This is a genomic window from Streptomyces sp. NPDC086549 (assembly GCF_044746205.1).
GTDB lineage: Bacteria > Actinomycetota > Actinomycetes > Streptomycetales > Streptomycetaceae > Streptomyces.
Window position 1 is genome coordinate 58,557 of sequence record NZ_JBIVBS010000003.1, and the last position, 16,834, is coordinate 75,390.

Consider the following 16,834-nt stretch of genomic DNA (forward strand, 5'->3'; position numbering starts at 1 on the left):
AGAAACCGCTTGCTGTCCGTGCGTCACCGAGCCGGAGGGTCACTTCCTTGCCCGAGCGTCCCCACGCCATGTTCGCCATGACAGCCGAGAACGTGCCGCACGTCTTTCCGCCGGAGACGCTCGCGCGACTGCGTGAGAGCGTGGAAATCGATCCCACTCGCGTGGCCCAGGACTTCACCGATCCAGGCGTACGGAAGGCGCTCGCCCGCACCGAGGTCCTCATCACCGGCTGGGGCTGCCCCCGCCTCGACGCGGCGGCCCTGGACGCGGCCCCCGAACTGCGTGCGGTGCTGCACGCGGCCGGCTCGGTCAAGGGCTTCACCACGCCCGAGGTCTGGCGGCGCGGTATCGCGGTGTCCTCGGCGGCCGCCGCCAACGCACTGCCCGTCGCCGAGTACACCCTCGCGATGATCCTGCTCGCCGGGAAGAGCGTCTTCGCCTTCCGCGACCAGCTCCGCGACCGCCGCGCCTTCCCCTACGGCGACATCGTCCCGGACATCGGCAACTTCGGCCGCCGCGTGGGCATCGTGGGCGCCTCCCGCGTCGGCCGCCGCCTGATCGAGCTGCTGCGCCCGTACGACCTGCGGGTGAGCCTGGCCGACCCGTACGTCGACGAGGCGGAGGCCGCTCGGCTCGGCGTACCCCTGCTGTCCCTCGACGACCTGCTGCGCACCTCGGACGTCGTCACCGTGCACGCCCCGCAGACTCCGGAGACCCGGCACCTCCTCGGCCCCCGTGAGCTGGCCCTCATGCCCACCGGATCGACGCTGATCAACACCGCCCGCGGTGCCCTGGTCGACCACGACGCCCTCGTCGGGGAACTCCGCACCGGACGCCTGAACGCCGTCCTCGACGTCACCGACCCCGAGCCGCTGCCCGCCGACTCGCCCCTCTTCGACCTGCCCAACGCCTTCATCACCCCGCATCTGGCCGGTTCCCAGGGCAACGAGCTGGCCCGGCTCGGCCGCACGGTCGCCGAGGAAGCCGAACGACTGCTGTCCGGCGACGGTCTGCTGTATGCAGTCGACCACACGGTTCTGGAACGGGTGGCATGACGGGCGCGTCCCAGGGTGGCCCGAGCACGCCACGCCCGGACAGTGGTCGTACGCCCGGCAGCCCAACCGCAGCGAACCCGCCACCACCCTCCTGGCCCTCCCCCTCGAAGAGGCCTCCGTCAAGATCCGCACCGGCGCGCCCGACGACGGCGGCGCTGCCGCCGGACATCGCCGTACCAGAACACGTGGCGCGGCACGAGGGGACCCGGCACGGCTGACGCACAGGCGGGGGCATACCGTGAGGAGTCGAACGCCTGAGCCGGGAGGAGACACGGGATGGGCAGCCGCACCGCGCTGGTCGAGGATCTGATGGAGAGGTTCCCGCACGTACCGAGGGAAGCCGTCTTCAAGGAGGACCTGCTCCGGGGCGGGGTCGCCTTCGACGCGTCAGCGCTCTCCGACAACGAGAACGGCGAGGTCAAGCCGAAGTCGTACTTCATCTTCTCCTTCGACCACGGCACCCTGCCGGAGCTGGGCGAGGCCGCGCTCCGGCGGCCCCCGGAGGAGATCATCCTCACCGGCGGGCCGTACGACCTGCGGCGGACCGTCGTGTCGGTGCGCGTGAACCCGACCTCGCCGTACCGGGTGGCCGCCGACGGCGAAGGGCTCCTCGGGCTCTACCTCGACGGCAAGCGGATCGCCGACGTCGGTGTGCCGCCCATGCCGGAGTACTACCGGCACACCCTCTCCAACGGGAAGTCCGTGATGGAGGTGGCCCCCACCATCCAGTGGGGCTACCTGATCTATCTGACCGTCTTCCGGGTGTGCCAGTACTTCGGCGCCAAGGAGGAGTGCCAGTACTGCGACATCAACCACAACTGGCGTCAGCACAAGGCGGCGGGGCGGCCGTACACCGGCGTCAAGGACGTGGAGGAGGTCCTGGAGGCGCTGGAGATCATCGACCGGTACGACACCCAGAAGGCGTCCACCGCCTACACGCTCACCGGCGGCGCGATCACCTCGAAGGTCGCGGGCCGCGACGAGGCCGACTTCTACGGCCACTACGCCAAGGCCATCGAGGAGCGCTTCCCGGGCCGGTGGATCGGCAAGGTGGTCGCCCAGGCGCTGCCGAAGGACGACGTCCAGCGGTTCAAGGACTACGGCGTGCAGATCTACCACCCCAACTACGAGGTGTGGGACCGCCGCCTCTTCGAGCTGTACTGCCCCGGCAAGGAGCGCTACGTCGGCCGCGACGAATGGCACCGGCGCATCCTCGACTCGGCGGACGTCTTCGGCGCACGCAACGTGATCCCCAACTTCGTGGCCGGCGTGGAGATGGCGGAGCCCTTCGGCTTCACCTCGGTCGACGAGGCCATCGCGTCCACCACCGAAGGCCTGCGCTTCTTCATGTCGCACGGCATCACGCCCCGCTTCACCACCTGGTGCCCCGAGCCCACGACCCCCCTCGGCAAGGCCAACCCGCAGGGCGCGCCGCTGGAGTACCACATCCGCCTCCTGGAGGCGTACCGCGCCACGATGGACGAGTTCGGTCTCTCCTCGCCCCCCGGCTACGGCGAGCCCGGCCCCGGCCGCGCGGTGTTCTCGGTGAGCTCGTTCATGGACAGTCTTCCGGCGGTGGAGCCGACGCAGGTATGACGCCTCCGGAGGCGGGCGCGCCCCGCCTCCGTATCCCTCGGTACGCAGGATCCGGTGTGCGAGATCCCGTACGCAGGATCCGGTACGCGGGATCCCGTACGCAGGATCCGGTATGTCAGATCCGGTACGCGGGATCCGGTACGCGAGAAACTGAGGACGACGCTGAGTCGGAGCGCGGCCGTGGTCCGTACAAGAGGGTGGAGATGTGGGGCCCCGGGCGGACGGAGGCGTCGGCCGCGCGGGGGCGGGACGTGGGCGTGAAGCCGCCCGGTTGCTGCGCGAGCGGTCAACTCTCGGACGATTGTGGGCAGTTGGGCGACTTGGCGAAATGGGTCACGCGACCGCCGCTAAACCAATTTGAATAGGCCGCTTGTCAGTTGTGTCGAAGACGTGAAAAGCTCTTGCTCTGCCGCGAGGTTCCCCCCAACTCCATTGCCAATATGGTGAGTTGACCTCGCTTGTGGATGCAGGAGACCCATGCCCGACCTGCCGACCCCCCAGGACGCCGCCGAGGCCGCGCTGTTCTCCGAGTGCTGGGACGCGGTCCTCTCCTACGCGGACCTGTGCACGTCAGGCTCCCTGACGGCCAATCAGCTCGCCACGGAGGCCTTCGCACTCGGCATGCGCGAGGCTCGCGCCGCCGAGGCCGCGCCCATGCGCAGCGCCGGCCGCCGCGCCGCGGCCCGGCTGCCCATGATCCCACTGCTGCTGACCTCCGTACGCACCACGGCCGCCGAATGGGAGGCCGCCGGCCTCGGCCACAAGCTCGACCCCGACCTGAGGCTGTGGCTCAACTCCGACAAGGCCGCCCGCTACACCGGGCCGCCGCTCCAGCGCCCGGTCGCCCTGCGCGGCCTGCGGGACATGCAGGAGGCGGACGCGTCGCTGCTGTGGCTGGCCGAGGTGGAGGCGCTGCCGCTGCCCGCCGTGGCCCGTCGCCTGGGCCTCGACCCGGCCGCCGCGGCCCAGGAACTCGACCAGGTGCGCGGCCTGTTCAGGGACCGCTCGCACCGAGCGCACCTCGACTCGCCGATGGACGCGCAGTGCCGCAGCTACGCCCGGCTCCTCGACGCGGTCACCCGCTCGTCCGCCGCCGACACGCCCGGGGACCTCTCGCGGCACCTCGCCACCTGCGTGCAGTGTGCGGAGGCCGCCGCCTGTCTGCGCCTGCACGGCGGCGGACTGCCCGCAGCCCTGGCCGGCGGTGTGATCGGCTGGGGCGGCCTCGCCTATCTGGAGCGCCGCCGCCGGGCCGCCGAGGTGCGCCTGGGCGCGGGCGGCCACCCGAAGGCGGCCGACCGGGACACCGGCGACCCCAAGGAGGGCGCGGGCCGCAACCGCATCCTGCGCAACAGCCTGCTGGCCACCGCCGTCGTGCTGTCGGCCCTCGCGCTCGGCGTGTCGATGCTGCCGGGCGGTTCCGGCGAGGACAGCGCGGCCGCCCAGGACGACCGACAGCCGGTCGCCGACCCGGGCTTCTCGCTGTCCTCCGGCGACCCGCTCCCGTCGGCCTCCCGGCGGGGGACCTCGACCGCCCCCTCCGCGACCGAGACCGTGACCAAGTCCGACGGCGGAAACCCGGACCCGGAACCCCAGGGCTCCGCCTCGTCCACCCCCGGCTCGCAGTCCACCCCCGGCCCCTCGTCCGACCACGGCTCATCGTCGTCCGCCCCCGGCGGCACCGACTCCGATCCCGACACCAGCCCGGCGGCCGACTGCCGCGTCAATTACCACCTGGACGGGCAGTGGCCGAACGGCTTCCAGGCCACCGTCACGGTCACCACCACCGAGGCGCTCAACGGATGGCGCGTCTCCTGGTCCTACCGCGACGGCCAGCAGGTCGGCCAGATGTGGGACGCGACGGTCAGCCAGAACGGCTCCCGTGTCACCGCCGCCGCCGCCAGCTACAACGAGTCGGTCGCCGCGGGCGGCACCCTCTCCTTCGGCTTCCTCGGCTCCTGGAGCGGCCAGAACACCGCGCCGTACGGGTTCACGCTGAACGGCGAGAGCTGCACGCAGAACTGAGGCGACCGCAGCCCACCGGGGGATCCCGTCCGACGAGCGGAAGAGCGGGATCCCCGGCGGCTGTCGGCGGTCAGCAGCCCGACTTGTAGAAGTACTTGCTGACCGAGGCGTCGTTCATGTTCGCCTTCGTGATGGCGACCATGCCGGTGCCGACGGACTTCTGGACCGGCTTGCCCTCGAAGGCCGCGGCGAGCTGGTCGACGGCCTGCCTGCCGATCGCCGCCGGATCCTGGGCCACCAGGACCTGGAGGGTGCCCGCCTTGAGCGCCTCGATCTCGTCGGGCTCGGCGTCGAACGCGGCGACCTTCACCTTGCCCTGCTTGCCGGCCTGCTTGAGACCGGTCGCGATGCCCTGGCCGGTGTTGGTGTTGCCCGCGAAGGCGCCTCCCAGGTCGGGATGGGCCGCCAGCGTCGACTGGATCTGCGAGGCCGCGGTGGCCGGCAGGTCGTTGTCGTAGAGGGTCGGCAGTACCTTGATGCCCGGGTACTTGGCCATCTCCTCGGTGAAGCCCTTGATCCGGGCGTCGGTCGTGGAGACACCCGGCTTCACGCTGATGACGATGACCGAGCCCTTCTCGTTCATCAGCTTGGCGAGCGCGTCGGCGGCCACCCGGCCGCCCTTCTCGTTGTCGGACGAGATACGGGTGATCCCGATCGAGGTGTCCGCGACCGTGGTGTCCACCAGCGCGACCTTGGTCCCGGACGACTGGATCTGCTTGAGCGACGGGGTGAGCGCGTTCGTGTCCACCGGCGAGATCAGCAGCCCGTCGGGCCGGGACGCCGCCACCGAGTCGAGAAGGGGACGCTGGACCGACACGTCCCACTGCGCGGAGCCGTCGGCGCTGAAGTCCATGCCCTTGGCCTTGGCCTCCTCCTGCGCCGCGCAGGTCATGGTGATGTAGAAGGGGTCGCTCTTCACACCGGTGATCAGCCTGACCTTCTTGTGGGCGGCGCCTCCCGACGACCCGGACCCTCCGTCGTCGTTCGACGAACTGCACGCGGCGGCGCTCGTCAGCGCCAGTACGGCGCCCACGGCGACCAGCAGTCTGCGCTTGCTGTGAATGCTCGGCATATCGGTGTTCTCCTTGATGTGAGCGCGGCCTTGCCGACCGGCGGACATGGGGTGTCGAGACGGAGCGGTGCTCATGCGCGCTCCCGGGTCTTCCTGCGCATCTGGTCGATGTAGACGGCCGCGACCAGCACGACGCCCACCGCGACGTCCTGCCAGTACTGCTGGACGCCGATGACGATCAGTCCGGTGGTGAGCACCGCGGGGATGAAGACGCCGATCACGGTGCCCAGCACCGATCCGCGCCCGCCGAACAGGCTGGTGCCGCCGAGGACCACCGCGGTGATCACCTTCAGGTTGTCGGTGGAGTGACCGGCGATGGACGTCGTGCCGTACGAGGCCAGCCACATCACCGCGCCGAGCCCGGCCAGCAGCCCCATCAGCCCGTACACCTTGATCAGGTGCCGGCCCACGGATATGCCCGCGCGCCGGACGGCGGTCGGATTGGAACCGATCGCCAGGGTGTGGCTGCCGAACCTCGTAGCGCCCAGCACCGCCCCGAACACGGCCGTGACCACCGCGGCGAGGACCACCATCCACGGGATACCGAGCACCTTGCCGAAGCCCAGGCTGTTCTGCAGGTGGGCGGAGGCCGCACCGGCCGGATCCTGACCCCCGGTGGCGAGTTCGGCCAGACCCAGCGCCGCGCCCAGGCCGCCGAGCGTCACGATCAGCGGCGGCACCTTCCCGGTCGCCACCACCGCTCCCTGCAACGCGCCCCACGCGGTGCCGACGGCAAGGGCGATGAGGACACAGACGGCGACCGTGCCCCAGCTCGAAGTGGCCCCGCCGTGGTGGATGTTGTACTCGCCCGCCGCCACCGCGGCCAGGACCAGGACCGAGCCGATCGACAGGTCGATGCCCGCGGTGATGATCACGTATGTCATGCCGACGCCGAGCACGAGGTAGATGGCCGCGTTGACGGCGATCTGCGTCAGGTCGTACGTGGTGAAGAACTTGCCGGGCGCGGCGATGGTGAAGAACGCGACCAGTGCCACGAGGATCACGAAGGTCCACAGTTCACTGACACCGGCCGCCCGTCCCAGCCACCCGGGCAGCGCGAACCCTCCGCCGCCGGGCCGGGGCGGATCCTGCGCCTGAGCGCTCTTGTGGACTTCCTGGCTGTCGGCGGTCATCGCCCTTCCTCCGATTCCGTCGCACCGGCCTGTCCCAGGGCCGCGTTCCGCTGCGCGGCGCCGTCCAGCGATCCGGTCATGGCCCCGACGAGCTCCTCGATCGTGGTGCCGGCCGCGGTGAACGAGGCGACCCGACGGCCCAGCCGCAGCACCTCGATCCGGTCCGCCACCGACAGCACCTCGGGCATGTTGTGGCTGATCAGCACGACACAGATGCCGCGGTCGGCGACCCTGCGGACGGTCTCCAGGACACGGGCGCGCTGTACGACACCCAGAGCGGCGGTCGGCTCGTCCATGAAGATGACCTTGTTGGCGAACGCGACCGCGCGCGCCACGGCCACGGACTGACGCTGGCCACCTGACAACGTTGTCACAGGTGCTGTCACGTCCTTCAGTTCCACGCCGAGTCCGGCGAACGCCTTGACCGCCTCGCGTCGCATCGCCGGCCGGTCGAGGATGCCGAGGCGACCCAGAAGGCCCCCGCGTACAAGCTCCCTCCCGAGGTACAGATTGGCCGCCGCGTCCAGATCGGGCGCCAGCGACAGGTCCTGGTAGACGGTCTCGACGCCGTGGCGCTGGGCGTCCATCGGCCCGGTGAACCGGACCGGTTGCCCTTCCAGGCGGACCTCGCCGCCGTCGGGGGCGATCACGCCGGACAGTACGTTGACCAGCGTCGACTTGCCGGCACCGTTGTCACCGATCAGAGCGACGACCTCGCCGGGGTGCGCCGTGAAATCGGCGCCCTGGAGCGCCTGGACGTGGCCGAAACGCTTCACCACACCGTGTGCCGTGAGTAGTGGTTCCCTTGCAGAGGCCATGTTGTGCCTTCACGTTGGTATCGTTAACAGCCCGTCGATTCTGGGATGTTCGTGGATCGGCGGTCAAGGGTCGGGTGTGAACCGGATCTCAGGTGGAGGACGCGGCGTGGCCGGCCGACCCACTATGAAAGACGTAGCCGCGGAAGCGGGCGTCAGCGCGATGACGGTGTCCCGGGTCGTCAACGGCGATGCCTCCGTCGCGCCGCGGACCGCCGCCCTGGTGGCGGCCGCGGTTCGCAGGCTCGGGTACCAACGCGACGACGTGGCCCGCCAGTTGCGGCGCGCGGACCAGCCGAGCCAGACCATCGGGCTGATGGTCGACAACGTCTCCGACCCCTTCATGGCCGCGGTCGCCTCGGCCGCCGAGGACGTGGCCCGGCAGCGCGGCAGCACGCTGCTCATCGGCTCCAGTCATGACGACCTGCGCAGGGAACGGGAGGTCATCGCGGCCTTCACCGCGCGCCGCGTCGACGGGCTGATCCTCACCCCGGTCGCGGGCAGCCACCGCTTCCTGCGCTCGGCCCAGGCGCAGGGGACGAAGATCGTGTGCGTGGACCGGGCGGCGCCCGGCCTGGAATCGGACGCGGTGGTGGTGGACAACTTCGGCGCCGTGAAGGAGGCCGTCCGGCATCTGATCGCGCACGGCCACCGACGCATCGGCTACCTCGGTGACAAGCAGGACATCTGGACCGTCGGCGAACGCTGCCGCGGCTATCTGGCGGCGCTTGAGGCGGCGGGCATCGACGCCGACCCGGGGCTCATCCGGCACGGACTGAGATCGGGCCCGGACGCCGCCAGGGCCGTCACCGAGATCCTGTCCTCGCCCGAGCCGCCCACGGCGGTGCTGGCCAGCAATGACATCGTCGCGTTCGGGGCGCTGGCCGTCCTGCCCTCCGGCATCGCGTTCCTCAGCTTCGACGACTTCACCCTCGCCGCGCGGATGACTCCGCCGGTCACCGTCATCGCCCAGGACCCGGCCGCGCTCGCGACCACCGCCGCCCATCTGCTGTTCGCCCGCATCCACGGTGACACCTCCCCGCCCCGCACCGTCGTCCTGCCGACCCGGCTGATCCCGCGGGGGTCGGGGGAGATCCCGGGGCCCCACCGGTAGTCCTCACGCACCGGCTCCGCGGGACTCCTCCGCCATGCCGGTCTCGACCATCAGCGGTGCCGAGGCCTTGTGGACGCGGCTGCCACACAACTCGTAAGCCCCCTGGCCGACATCCGCGACCACCAGGGGGGACGCGGCCGACCGGAGGCGTACCTCGCGACGGAGCGGTCACGATATGCGCCGCCACAGGGACAGTGCTCGTTCCAGGCGGAGGTGGTCCTGGTCATCGGACGGTGGCCGGGGCGAGCCGGCCCCGGCCGGCCCGAGCGGTGGCCGCGTGCGGACGAGCGGCTGAGGAGTCACGAGGCCGTCCCCGGCGCCTGGGCACACCGGAAGGTGACCGGGGACAGCGGCCCGGCCCTCCAGGTGTTCCATGGCGTCCTGGACCCGCGGCCCGCCGCGGCCCACAGCCGGATCGCACCTGCCGCGTCGCGAAGGTCACAGCGGGCCACGCCGTCGACGAAGGCCTACGTCAGGTGATCAACAGAGCGCATGGTGCCTGCCGCCGCACTGGGCGCTGCCCAGGTGCGCACTAGGTGGCCGAGGTGCGGCGGCCGCCTCGGCGGTCGGCACCGCGGCCGCCGTTGCCGGCAGCGCCGCCCGTGGCTCCGCCGGCCGCCGTCCGTCGGCGGGACCCGCGGGCGTCCTTGCCGGATGCGGTGCCGGTCGGCGCACCGGCCGAGGCTCGGCGGTCGGCACCGCGGCCGCCCGCGCCGGCGGCACCACCCGTGGCCCCGGCGGCTCCCGCACGGCGGGCGGAACCGCGCCCGCCGGCCGCGGAGGTGTCACCGGCCGCTGCCGCCCCGGTGGCGGCCCGACGGTTCGAGCCCCGGCTTCCCGTGCTGGTGGCAGCACCTGTCGCCGCCGTGGACCCGCCGCCGCTCCGGCGTCGGCGGTCGGACCGCCTGCCGCGCTCGGTGCCGGTCTTCCGGTCTGGGCGGGACGCCGCCGGTGTCGCCGGCTGGGGGACCTCGATGGTGACGGGCACGCCGGAAGGCTCGCGGGCGCCGGTGATGGTGACCAGGTCCGGGTCGCTCGACTTGATGCGGGCCGTTCGGGGGCGGATGCCCGCGTCCGACATGAGCCGGGTGACGTCGTGTTTCTGGTCGGGCAGGACCAATGTGACCACGCTGCCGGAGCCGCCGGCGCGGGCCGTGCGGCCGCCCCGGTGGAGGTAGTCCTTGTGGTCGGTGGGGGGATCGACGTTCACGACGAGGTCGAGGTCGTCGATGTGTATGCCCCGGGCCGCGACGTTCGTCGCCACCAGCGCGGTGACCTGGCCGTTCTTGAACTGTTCCAGGGTGCGGTTCCGCTGCGGCTGGGTGCGGCCTCCGTGCAGTGCCGCCGCGCGGACACCGACGGCCAGGAGCCGCTTGGCGAGCCGGTCGGCGGACCTCTTGGTGTCGAGGAAGAGGATGACCCGGCCGTCACGGGCCGCGATGCGCGTGGTGACGGCCTTCTTGTCGGTCTCGTCCAGGATGTGGAGCACGTGGTGCTCCATGGTGGTCACCGCCCCCGCGGACGGGTCCACGGAGTGCACCACGGGGTCGGTCAGGAACCGCTGCACCAGGCGGTCGATGTTGCGGTCCAGGGTGGCCGAGAAGAGCATGCGCTGTCCGTCGGGCCGCACTTGCTGGATCAGCTTGGTGATCTGCGGCAGGAAGCCCATGTCGGTCATCTGGTCGGCTTCGTCCAGCACCGTGATGCGTACGTCGTCGAGCACGCAGTCCCCGCGTTCCACGAGGTCGTTGAGCCGGCCCGGAGTCGCCACGAGTACCTCGGCGCCGCGCTGGAGCGCACCGGCCTGCTTGGTGATGGACAGCCCGCCGACCACGGTGGCCAGCCGGAGGTTCACCGCCGTCGCGTAGGGAGTCAACGCGTCCGCCACCTGCTGGGCGAGTTCCCGGGTGGGCACCAGCACGAGGGCGAGGGGCGCCCTGGGCTGCGCGCGCAGTCCGGCCGTGCGGGCCAGGAGCGCCAGCCCGAACGCGAGGGTCTTGCCGGAGCCGGTGCGTCCCCGTCCCAGCAGGTCACGGCCGGCCAGCGAGTTGGGCAGCGTGGCGGCCTGGATCGGGAAGGGGGTGGTGACGCCCTGTGCGGTGAGGGTCTTCAGCAGTCCCGCGGGCATGTCCAGACCGGCGAAGTCCTCGACGGCGGGAAGTGCGGGTGTCGTGCTGGCCGGCAGCCGGAATTCCCTTGGCGCCGACGGGGACGGCGGGGGTGACGAGGCGCGCCGGTTCGGCTTCTGGGGCCTGCGGGACATGCGGTTATCTGCCTTCCTGGAAACAGCACAAACCGGGGTCTGCACCGTGACGGTGCGGACCCCGGTGAGTGGATACGCGTCCGGCGATCAGGCGGGGACGATGTTCTCCGCCTGCGGGCCCTTCTGGCCCTGCGTGACGTCGAACGAGACCCGCTGGCCCTCCTGGAGCTCACGGAAGCCCTGGGTCGCGATGTTCGAGTAGTGGGCGAAGACGTCGGGGCCGCCGCCGTCCTGCGCGATGAAGCCGAAACCCTTTTCAGAGTTGAACCACTTCACGGTTCCCTGTGCCATGAACTTCTCCTTCAATAGGCAGAGGCCCCATCCGGAGACGCCGGAAAAACAAATAATGCGCCCGAAGGAGAAACATTCCCGTCAGGCGCACATAGGTTCATGGGTACCACAACTGCAACTCCAAAACCGTAGCACAGCTCCATCGGCCCGTGAGGGGGCATCGTCGCGCGCGGAGGTTCCTCCGAGCCGTTCGGTGATCGTGCCGTTCGCCTGGTCACCGGCTTCACACACGGTCCGGAGTGCGAACCAGCCGCCGAGGGTCCGCACCAGCGGGTGACCGAGGTCTCCATCGTTGACAGCCGCATGCGCGGACGTGGCGGACGCAGGCGCGCCGGCAGATGAGAGCGGCCAGGGGAAAGCGGTCGGCGACCGTCTTGTTCCCATACCGCTCAAGCCTGTCGCCCCGTCCTTCGCACCGGCCTCGGGTCGGGCTGGTCGAGTCGGCGTGCCGCCGTCCACCGAGGAAGCATCACCAACGCCGTGCCCAACGCCACGCCCAGTGCGGGCAGTTCGGGGAGCCGGCCGTCGGGCGCGAAGCCCCGCACGGCCAGGCGGCTCAGAGCGGCGATGTTCATGGCCAGCCCGAGCCACAGCGGCCAGGCCTGGCGAAGGCCGGCGTCCGGACCGGTCCGCTCGTACAGCACCATCAGCCCGCGTTCCAGCGGCCCCAGTGCGGATACGACACCGGCCAGGGCGACGCCGAGCATCAGCAGCCACGGCACCCGCAGCGCCCACCACGCCGCGGACCCGAGCGCCGGCTCGGGCGCGAGGTCGGTCAGGTAGAACGCGGCGGCGACGGCCAGCACCGGCAGCATGTGCCACAGATACAGCGTCATGCTGGCCACGCTCACGGGGCGCACCACGCGCCACACCCGCTCGCGGTCCAACAGCCGCCGCACCGGCACCGCGACGAGGAGGCACAGACCGACCTGGGCCACCACCCACGCCAGCATCGCCGCCGACGGCGGATTGGTGTTGCTGGGGGTCTGCCCGGTCACCAGGATCAGGCTGACCGGGAACGGTCCGAGGGCCACGAGCGCGGCGAAAGCCAGCCCGCCGCCCGCCGCCATCGCGAGCGGTACGAGCCGACGCCCGGTCAGCAGACCGTCCCGCCAGCAGAAGCCCAACTGGTAGGCGACACCCCACACGAGCACGTAGTTGAGCAGTCCGACATACGGCGCGTGCACCGTCACCACGAGCACGTCGGCCGCCAGGGCGACTGCCCCCAGAAGTGGCGGGACGAGGAGTCCCCAGCGCCGGTGCGCCGCATACAGCAGCGGCGTCAGGGCGCTGAGCAGCAGATACACCGGAAGGAACCAGAACTGCATCGCCATCGCCCACCCCACCAGCGCAAGCGTGTCCGCGTCCACGCCGGCCACCGAACAGATACCGACGGCGAGCAGCACCAACCCGCTGTAGAGGCCCGTCGGAAGCAGCAGCCGCAGCGCCCGCCGCCCCAGCCACCCGGCGGCCGTGCCCCCCGCCGCCCGGGCACGCGACCAGGAACCGCCCGCGGCATGGCCCCCGGCCAGGAAGAACAGCGGCATGATCTGGAACGCGAGGGTCAGCCACTGGGTCCAGGGAATGGTCGTCAGCAGCTCCGGGGCGGTGATCTGTCCACCGGGCTCCCGGACCAGAGCAGTGATCAGCCAGTGGCCGAGCACCACCAGCACGATCGCCCACGCGCGCAGGAAGTCGACGTAGCGGTCTCTACCCATGGGCCGTCATGTTGGCGCAGCGCCGGCGCCATAGTGGCCGGAAGCCGATACCGCAATCATTCCGTGCCCGGTACGGCACCGACCGCAGACGCCCGCAGACGCCCGCAGACGCCCGCAGACGCCCGCAGACGCGCGCAGACGCCCGCAGCCGAAAGGCGGCCGACCGGCGGACGCCGGGCCGCGGGGCCGAGCCGACGCGCGGGCGTAAATCGCTGGCACTCGGGTGCGTGCCGCTCTAAGGTGAGGACTGCTTCGCGCGGCGGCCGCTGGTCGCCGCTGCCGACTGAGTGAGGACCGGGAGGTGTCGACCGATGGCTGTCACTGCGATGGGTGCTGCCCACATCGAGAAGTTCATCAAGTCCACCTCCGTGGCCACCGGCTGACGACCTCACACTTCACCGCGCCCTGCCGCGCGCTGCCGGGGTCACCCTTGTGAAGGGTCTCCCTTGACTTCCAGCACCGTTTTCTCTGCTTTCCCCGCTTTCCCCGATTTCTCCGCTCTCGTTCCCTACGGCTGGGACGAGGCATGGGCGGACGAGTTCGCCCCGTACGACTCCGAAGGACTGCTGCCCGGGCGGGTCGTCCGCGTGGACCGCGGGCAGTGCGACGTCGTCACCGCCGGCGGCGTCGTACGGGCGGACACCGCCTTCGTCACCCCGCACGACCCGCTGCGGGTCGTGTGCACCGGCGACTGGGTCGCCGTCGACCCCGGCGGCCACCCGCGTTATGTACGGACGTATCTGCCACGCCGTACCGCCTTCGTGCGCTCCACCTCCTCCAAGCGGTCCGAGGGGCAGATCCTCGCCGCCAACGTCGACCACGCGATCGTCGCCGTGTCGCTCGCTGCCGAGCTCGACCTCGGCCGCGTCGAACGGTTCCTGGCCCTGGCCTGGGAGTCGGGGGCGCAGCCCGTGGTCGTGCTCACCAAGGCCGATCTCGTGCCCGACCCGATGGCGCTGTCCTACCTCGTCCAGGACGTGGAGACGGCCGCGCCCGGCGTGCCCGTCCTGCCCGTCAGCGCGCTGCACGAGGAAGGGCTCGACGTCCTCGTCGCGCTCGTGTCCGGGGGCACGTCCGTGCTCCTCGGGCAGTCCGGCGCGGGCAAGTCGACGCTCGCGAACGCGCTGGTCGGGGAGGACGTGATGGATGTCCAGGCCACGCGGGACATGGACGGCAAGGGGCGGCACACGACCACCACCCGCAATCTGCTCGCCCTGCCCGGCGGCGGCGTACTGATCGACACCCCCGGGCTGCGGGGCGTCGGGCTCTGGGACGCCGAGAGCGGGGTCGGGCAGGTCTTCTCCGAGATCGAGGAGCTGGCCGAGCGGTGCCGGTTCCAGGACTGCGCCCACGAGTCCGAGCCCGGGTGCGCGGTCCTGGCCGCCGTCGACTCCGGGGAGCTGCCGGTCCGGCGGCTGGAGAGCTACCGGAAGCTCACCCGGGAGAACCAGTGGATCGTTGCGAAGACCGATGCGCGGGTCCGTGCGGAGCTTCGACGGGACTGGAAGCGCAAGGGGGCGGAGGGGAAGGCGGCGATGGAGTTGAAGCGGGGGCGCTGGAGCTAGCCACCCGGTGCCGGCAGCTGCGTGTCCGATTGCCGCCAGCGCGGTCGGCTGTCCCTCGCCCACACTGGAAGCGTGATGGACGAAGACAGCAGGTACGAGGCCGTGCGGAGCCGGGACGCCCGGTTCGACGGGGAGTTCTTCTTCGCCGTCGAGACGACCGGCATCTACTGCCGGCCCAGCTGCCCTGCGGTGACGCCGAAACGGCGGAACGTGCGGTTCTTCGCGACGGCCGCCGCCGCGCAGGGCTCGGGGTTCCGGGCCTGCCGACGGTGCCGGCCGGACGCCGTGCCCGGCTCCGCCGACTGGAACGTCCGGGCCGACGTGGTGGGCCGGGCGATGCGGCTGATCGGGGACGGTGTCGTCGACCGGGAGGGCGTCGCCGGGCTCGCCGCGCGGCTGGGCTACAGCGCGCGGCAGGTCCAGCGGCAGCTCACCGCGGAGCTGGGCGCCGGTCCCGTCGCGCTCGCGCGGGCCCAGCGGGCGCACACCGCGCGCGTGCTGCTGCAGACCACCGAGCTGCCGGTCACCGCGATCGCGTTCGCCGCCGGTTTCGCCAGCGTGCGGCAGTTCAACGACACGATCCGGGCCGTGTACGCCTCGACGCCGACCGAGGTGCGGGCCACCGCGCCCAGGGGCAGGGGAACACGCCGGGTCACGCCGGGCGCGGGGATCCCGCTGCGGCTCGCGTACCGGGGGCCGTACCAGTCCGGCGCCGTCTTCGACCTGCTCCGGCGCGAGGCCGTGAGCGGAGTCGAGGAGGCCGGCGGGGAGCCCGGCCGCCGTACCTACCGGCGCACACTGCGGCTGCCGTACGGCACCGGGATCGTCGCCGTCGAGGAGCGGACGGGGGCCGCGAACGCGGGCACCGCCGCGCACCCCGGCGGCTGGCTCGACGCCCGGCTGCACCTCACCGACCCACGGGACCTGACGACCGCCGTGCAACGGCTGCGCCGGCTGTTCGACCTCGACGCGGATCCGTACGCCGTCGACGAGCGGCTGGGCGGTGACGACCGGCTCGCTCCGCTGGTCGCCGCCCGGCCGGGACTGCGCTCGCCCGGCGCCGCCGATCCCGCCGAGCTCGCGGTACGGGCCCTGGTCGGGCCGGCGGAGGCCGGGCGGCTGGTCCTGCGGTACGGCAAGGCGCTGGACGCCCCCTCCGGCAGCCTCACCCATCTGTTCCCCGAGCCCGCCGTCCTCGCGGAGGCCGAGCCGCACGGCCCCCTGGGTGCGCTCACCGCCGCGCTCGCCGACGGCACCGTCCGGCTCGACCCGGGCGCCGACCGGGACGACGCCGAGGCGGCGCTGCTCGCCCTGCCCGGTCTGGACCCGGCCGTCGCCGCGGCCATCCGGGTCCGTGCCCTCGGCGACCCCGACGTGGCCCCGCCGGGCGAGGACGTACCCGACGGCTGGCGACCCTGGCGTTCGTACGCCGTGCAACACCTGCTTGTGGAAAAGGAGTTGGAGTCGAAATGATCCTCGTACCGACGACGTACTGGACGACCGCGGACGGGCCCCTCGGCCCGCTCCTCCTCACCACCGACCCGGACGGCGCGCTGACCTCGCTCTCCGTGCCGGGGCAGAAGGGCGGCCGTACGGTGCAGGACGGCTGGCGGCGGGACCCCGGACCGTTCCGGGCGACCGAGGAGCAGCTCGCCGCCTACTTCGCCGGTGAACTCAAGGAGTTCCAGCTGGAGTTGCGGACCGACGGCACCGAGTTCCGGGAGCGGGTCTGGGCCGCCCTGGACTCCGTTCCGTACGGCGAAACCACGACGTACGGCGAGATCGCCGCGCGGATCGGCGCCTCCCGCGCCGCCGTACGGGCCGTCGGCGGCGCGATCGGCGCCAACCCGCTGCTCGTCGTCCGCCCCTGCCACCGGGTGATCGGCGCGGACGGCTCCCTGACCGGCTACGCGGGCGGGCTCGACCGGAAGGTGTGGCTGCTCACGCGGGAGGGGGCGCTCGCCGGTCACTGACCGCGTTGTCGTGATGGCGTCGAAGCAGGGCCGGTTCCGGTGGGACTGGGCCGTGCGGGTGTCCTTCACGGTGATGTTCCGCGAGCGCTCCCCGCCCGTGTGTCACGGTCGCCTCCTGCGGGCCGACGGCGAAGGGCGTGCGCACACATGGTCAGGGTCGGACGGGCTCTCGCACTGCTGCTTCTTCTGCCGATCGGCACGGTGACGGGGACCG

General features: G+C 71.8%; 13 protein-coding genes and 1 pseudogene. 8 read left to right on the forward strand and 6 right to left on the reverse strand.

What is annotated here, in order from left to right; genetic code table 11:
- The first annotated feature begins 47 nt into the window (after positions 1-47).
- The 4 genes and pseudogenes from ACIPSA_RS11220 to ACIPSA_RS11235 all read left to right on the forward strand — a co-directional run bounded on the left by ACIPSA_RS11220 (position 48) and on the right by ACIPSA_RS11235 (position 4,676).
- Positions 48-1,055, forward strand: coding sequence for a hydroxyacid dehydrogenase (locus ACIPSA_RS11220; protein WP_402631923.1), 1,008 nt, complete (start codon positions 48-50; stop codon positions 1,053-1,055).
- A 22-nt stretch (positions 1,056-1,077) separates the two neighbouring features.
- Positions 1,078-1,273 (forward strand): annotated as a pseudogene (locus ACIPSA_RS11225) (pyridoxamine 5'-phosphate oxidase family protein); the annotation flags it as partial.
- Between the two features lie 58 nt (positions 1,274-1,331).
- Entirely contained in the window at positions 1,332-2,651 is a 1,320-nt protein-coding gene (locus ACIPSA_RS11230) for a radical SAM protein (protein ID WP_402631926.1), read from the forward strand.
- 477 nt (positions 2,652-3,128) lie between these two features.
- Positions 3,129-4,676 (forward strand): cellulose binding domain-containing protein, encoded by a 1,548-nt coding sequence (locus ACIPSA_RS11235; RefSeq protein ID WP_402631929.1) that lies wholly within the window; start codon positions 3,129-3,131, stop codon positions 4,674-4,676.
- A 70-nt stretch (positions 4,677-4,746) separates the two neighbouring features.
- On the opposite strand, the gene ACIPSA_RS11240 is transcribed toward ACIPSA_RS11235, so the two are convergent.
- The 3 genes from ACIPSA_RS11240 to ACIPSA_RS11250 form a co-directional block, all read right to left on the reverse strand.
- Positions 4,747-5,748 (reverse strand): ABC transporter substrate-binding protein, encoded by a 1,002-nt coding sequence (locus tag ACIPSA_RS11240; protein ID WP_402631932.1) that lies wholly within the window; start codon positions 5,746-5,748, stop codon positions 4,747-4,749.
- A 71-nt stretch (positions 5,749-5,819) separates the two neighbouring features.
- A complete protein-coding gene (locus tag ACIPSA_RS11245; protein WP_402631935.1) occupies positions 5,820-6,881 on the reverse strand; it encodes an ABC transporter permease in 1,062 nt (353 codons plus the stop codon).
- A complete protein-coding gene (locus ACIPSA_RS11250) occupies positions 6,878-7,699 on the reverse strand; it encodes an ATP-binding cassette domain-containing protein (protein WP_402631938.1) in 822 nt (273 codons plus the stop codon). The genes ACIPSA_RS11245 and ACIPSA_RS11250 overlap by 4 nt, the downstream gene beginning before the upstream one ends.
- A 124-nt stretch (positions 7,700-7,823) precedes the next feature.
- Between ACIPSA_RS11250 and ACIPSA_RS11255 the strand changes: the two genes are divergently transcribed.
- The gene (locus tag ACIPSA_RS11255; protein ID WP_402631941.1) at positions 7,824-8,810 is read left to right on the forward strand and encodes a LacI family DNA-binding transcriptional regulator; all 987 of its coding nucleotides are present in this window, start codon (positions 7,824-7,826) and stop codon (positions 8,808-8,810) included.
- 532 nt (positions 8,811-9,342) lie between these two features.
- Here the strand turns inward: ACIPSA_RS11255 and ACIPSA_RS11260 are convergent.
- From ACIPSA_RS11260 to ACIPSA_RS11270, 3 genes are all read right to left on the reverse strand, one after another.
- On the reverse strand, positions 9,343-11,073 hold the full coding sequence (locus ACIPSA_RS11260) for a DEAD/DEAH box helicase (protein ID WP_402631944.1): 1,731 nt from the start codon (positions 11,071-11,073) through the stop codon (positions 9,343-9,345).
- An 87-nt stretch (positions 11,074-11,160) separates the two neighbouring features.
- Positions 11,161-11,364 (reverse strand): cold-shock protein, encoded by a 204-nt coding sequence (locus ACIPSA_RS11265; RefSeq protein ID WP_020943502.1) that lies wholly within the window; start codon positions 11,362-11,364, stop codon positions 11,161-11,163.
- A gap of 389 nt (positions 11,365-11,753) precedes the next feature.
- Positions 11,754-13,082, reverse strand: coding sequence for an acyltransferase (locus ACIPSA_RS11270; protein WP_402631947.1), 1,329 nt, complete (start codon positions 13,080-13,082; stop codon positions 11,754-11,756).
- Between the two features lie 446 nt (positions 13,083-13,528).
- Between ACIPSA_RS11270 and rsgA the strand changes: the two genes are divergently transcribed.
- The 3 genes from rsgA to ACIPSA_RS11285 all read left to right on the forward strand — a co-directional run bounded on the left by rsgA (position 13,529) and on the right by ACIPSA_RS11285 (position 16,620).
- Positions 13,529-14,647: a ribosome small subunit-dependent GTPase A gene (gene rsgA / locus ACIPSA_RS11275; RefSeq protein ID WP_402631950.1), complete on the forward strand. Its 1,119-nt coding sequence runs from the start codon at positions 13,529-13,531 to the stop codon at positions 14,645-14,647.
- Between the two features lie 75 nt (positions 14,648-14,722).
- A complete protein-coding gene (locus ACIPSA_RS11280; RefSeq protein ID WP_402633723.1) occupies positions 14,723-16,120 on the forward strand; it encodes a DNA-3-methyladenine glycosylase 2 family protein in 1,398 nt (465 codons plus the stop codon).
- On the forward strand, positions 16,117-16,620 hold the full coding sequence (locus ACIPSA_RS11285; RefSeq protein WP_402631953.1) for a methylated-DNA--[protein]-cysteine S-methyltransferase: 504 nt from the start codon (positions 16,117-16,119) through the stop codon (positions 16,618-16,620). The genes ACIPSA_RS11280 and ACIPSA_RS11285 overlap by 4 nt, the downstream gene beginning before the upstream one ends.
- Positions 16,621-16,834 lie beyond the last annotated feature (214 nt).